The organism is Desulfobotulus alkaliphilus, assembly GCF_007830435.1.
GTDB lineage: Bacteria > Desulfobacterota > Desulfobacteria > Desulfobacterales > ASO4-4 > Desulfobotulus > Desulfobotulus alkaliphilus.
The window spans coordinates 1-2,240 of sequence record NZ_VLLC01000077.1 but is presented as its reverse complement, the minus strand read 5'-3'; the positions used below and the strand labels follow the sequence as shown (position 1 = coordinate 2,240).

General features: G+C 45.2%; 6 protein-coding genes. 1 reads left to right on the top strand and 5 read right to left on the bottom strand.

What is annotated here, in order from left to right:
• A partial coding sequence (locus LZ24_RS17745) for a hypothetical protein (protein ID WP_222427699.1) occupies window positions 1–208 on the top strand: 208 nt, incomplete at its 5' end.
• Between the two features lie 183 nt (window positions 209–391).
• On the opposite strand, the gene LZ24_RS16920 is transcribed toward LZ24_RS17745, so the two are convergent.
• The 5 genes from LZ24_RS16920 to LZ24_RS17455 form a co-directional block, all read right to left on the bottom strand.
• Window positions 392–619 (bottom strand): hypothetical protein, encoded by a 228-nt coding sequence (locus LZ24_RS16920; RefSeq protein WP_144686887.1) that lies wholly within the window; start codon window positions 617–619, stop codon window positions 392–394.
• A gap of 66 nt (window positions 620–685) precedes the next feature.
• Window positions 686–1,225, bottom strand: a complete 540-nt coding sequence (locus LZ24_RS16915) for a hypothetical protein (protein ID WP_144686886.1) — start codon at window positions 1,223–1,225, stop codon at window positions 686–688.
• The gene (locus LZ24_RS16910; protein WP_144686885.1) at window positions 1,222–1,404 is read right to left on the bottom strand and encodes a hypothetical protein; all 183 of its coding nucleotides are present in this window, start codon (window positions 1,402–1,404) and stop codon (window positions 1,222–1,224) included. Before LZ24_RS16910 ends, LZ24_RS16915 begins: the two co-directional genes overlap by 4 nt.
• A 13-nt stretch (window positions 1,405–1,417) precedes the next feature.
• Window positions 1,418–1,786 (bottom strand): hypothetical protein, encoded by a 369-nt coding sequence (locus LZ24_RS16905; RefSeq protein WP_144686884.1) that lies wholly within the window; start codon window positions 1,784–1,786, stop codon window positions 1,418–1,420.
• Window positions 1,787–1,958: 172 nt separating this feature from the next.
• A partial coding sequence (locus LZ24_RS17455) for a hypothetical protein (protein ID WP_186443235.1) occupies window positions 1,959–2,240 on the bottom strand: 282 nt, incomplete at its 5' end.

The following is a 2,240-nucleotide window of genomic DNA, read 5'->3' as shown; positions in this document are numbered from 1 at the left end:
CGGGGCTCCGGCGGTTCGCTACACCTTACCGGATAGAGGACTTGCACCTCCAATCTCATGCCAGCTTATCCCGGCGCACTGGGTGTCCTGTGGTTACGGTTACTGCAAGGGGGCCTGCCATTTTTTTTGGGTCATGGGCGCTCCTGAGAAAAAGAATTCAGATTCTTTTTTGATCTTTTTTTCAGAACCTAAAAGGTATAAAATGTAATTGACATAACTTTTACTCCTTAGTCTCTGATTACAGCAATCAGGTCTTTTTGTCTATGTCAGTGAGTAATATGCACATGGGGCAGGGTGGTGGTGAGTCGGGAGCTGTCTTTATTGGTGACAATACCGATGGCTTCGGAGATGATAAATGTCAAGATAGGTGTCATCTGAAGCTTGATTTTTTTCAGGTAGCTTCAAGGCAGGATTTTGCTGCAAGGACCAAAGGGTGTCCTATGGTTGTGGTCACGCAGTCAGCGCGGGTGCCGTCGGCAAGGCGAACCTCGGTTTTGCCTTCATGGATGTCGCACCACTGGTCCTGATACCATCTTTCATGGTGAAGACGTCTTGCTTCGGCAGAAGCGCAGGAGAAACATAGCAAAGCAGCCACCAGCAAAATAGTTTTTTTTAACATTTTTTATTCCGATTTTTTTTGCTCCGCTGTCAAGCCTTAAGGCCCTTCCGCCCATAGGCAATATTGTCAACGAAAATTGAAGGTGTCCAACACGACCTGAGCTTCATCAAATGTCTTTTCAAACAGGAGCAATGGCGTTTCGAAGCTGATAAGGTAAATTCGTTTTCCTTTTATACAGAAGGTCTGCCATGTCACTATATCTAACACGATATTCGGGTTTTTTAACGGATAGCTTGCAACAACGAAGTAACCAGGAACCCCCCCCATGGCTGTGTCGCCACTCCCTAGCATTTTAGCGCCTGGAAAGCGCTGTCTGTACTCTTCAATAAATTTCTCCGGATGCGCTTTTATTTCCTTCATAAAGCTATCTTTGTCTCCGGTGAAATTCGCAACACTGATACTTATTGAGCCGGGCTCTTCAACTGATTTTCTTTTAATAAAAAAAGCAGGATTGCCTGGCCCTTGAGATTGTTCCCAATTATCTAAATAGGAGACTTCAAATCCCAAAGAATGGTTTCTATAATTTTTCACACTTGCTGCGTGCGTTGCCTGACAGAGCAATGCAGTCAATAAAAAAGCACCAATGATCTGCACGATTGTTTTCATTCTTCTTTTCCTTTCTTGTTCCACGCAAGAATTACCACGCCAAGAACAATGATTGCCCCGGACGGAAGAAAGTAACCGAACACAAATTGCGGGCCTGCGCCCGGAGGGAGATTAGGGGCTGCTGTGCCAAAAATGATTATTCCAAGCAACAGGGTGATGGCTCCGATGGCGATTCTCATTTGGTCTCCTTTGCTACTCTTTGGGCTTGGATTCTGGTGCTTGGTCAGAGGCGAAATCGATATAGGTCCAAAAGGCCGAAACCACGGCAAATAAAATAATGATAACCCAGCTCAGGGTATCTCTGGACTCCACTTGAGAAAGAAGAAGGGCCAGAGAGCCAAAGATCAAAGTGCCTATCAGCGGTCCCTTTTTTGGATGGTCAACATATTGCCTATACGCAATATATCCAATTATAAACATAAGCAAGACTAAATAGAGAAACGGGTCTGTTGTGTCTCTATAAGAATCGTCATCAAGATGCCACTGCTTCATGGCATAAGCGCTGCCCAGGAAACCGGCAAAAAAAACAAAAAGCGTTATTGTTATGTGCTTAAAAAACATTCTTTCCCCTTTCTCTAGCCATGGATATGGGCCACAAGATATAGAAATATTGCCCGGACAAAGCCCGGAGATAAAAAGGTAATACGTCTGCATTTATTTATCACCACATAGTACACTCTGAAGGGCAAAGAAAGCCCTTTTTTGCCTTGCCCAAAAGCCTTTTTTCAAAACCCTATAAAAAAACAAGGGGATAAAAAAGCGAAGCCATGAGAGGCTTTGTAAAAAAGGCAAAAAGGGAGGAAGGTAAACGCACCAGCCTCTTCCTGAAAACCCGTTTCGGGCCATTTTGCGAGGTCGTTTTTTTGGGTGTTCCGGGTGAAAAAAAGGATTCTTGACAGGGATGGCGGCTTCGGTAGAGGCCAGCCAGCTCATTGAGCCTGAGCTGATCCGATGCGCTCAGGTCTTCGGTTTCTGAAAGGTAACGCCTCACCACATCCGGCCCCTTGAAAAGCCG

Coding starts and splice junctions, on each gene's coding strand:
- LZ24_RS16915 (WP_144686886.1), bottom strand. CDS start 1,225: ATGAAAACAATCGTGCAGATCATTGGTGCTTTTTTATTGACTGCATTG.
- LZ24_RS16910 (WP_144686885.1), bottom strand. CDS start 1,404: ATGAGAATCGCCATCGGAGCCATCACCCTGTTGCTTGGAATAATCATT.
- LZ24_RS16905 (WP_144686884.1), bottom strand. CDS start 1,786: ATGTTTTTTAAGCACATAACAATAACGCTTTTTGTTTTTTTTGCCGGT.
- LZ24_RS16920 (WP_144686887.1), bottom strand. CDS start 619: ATGTTAAAAAAAACTATTTTGCTGGTGGCTGCTTTGCTATGTTTCTCC.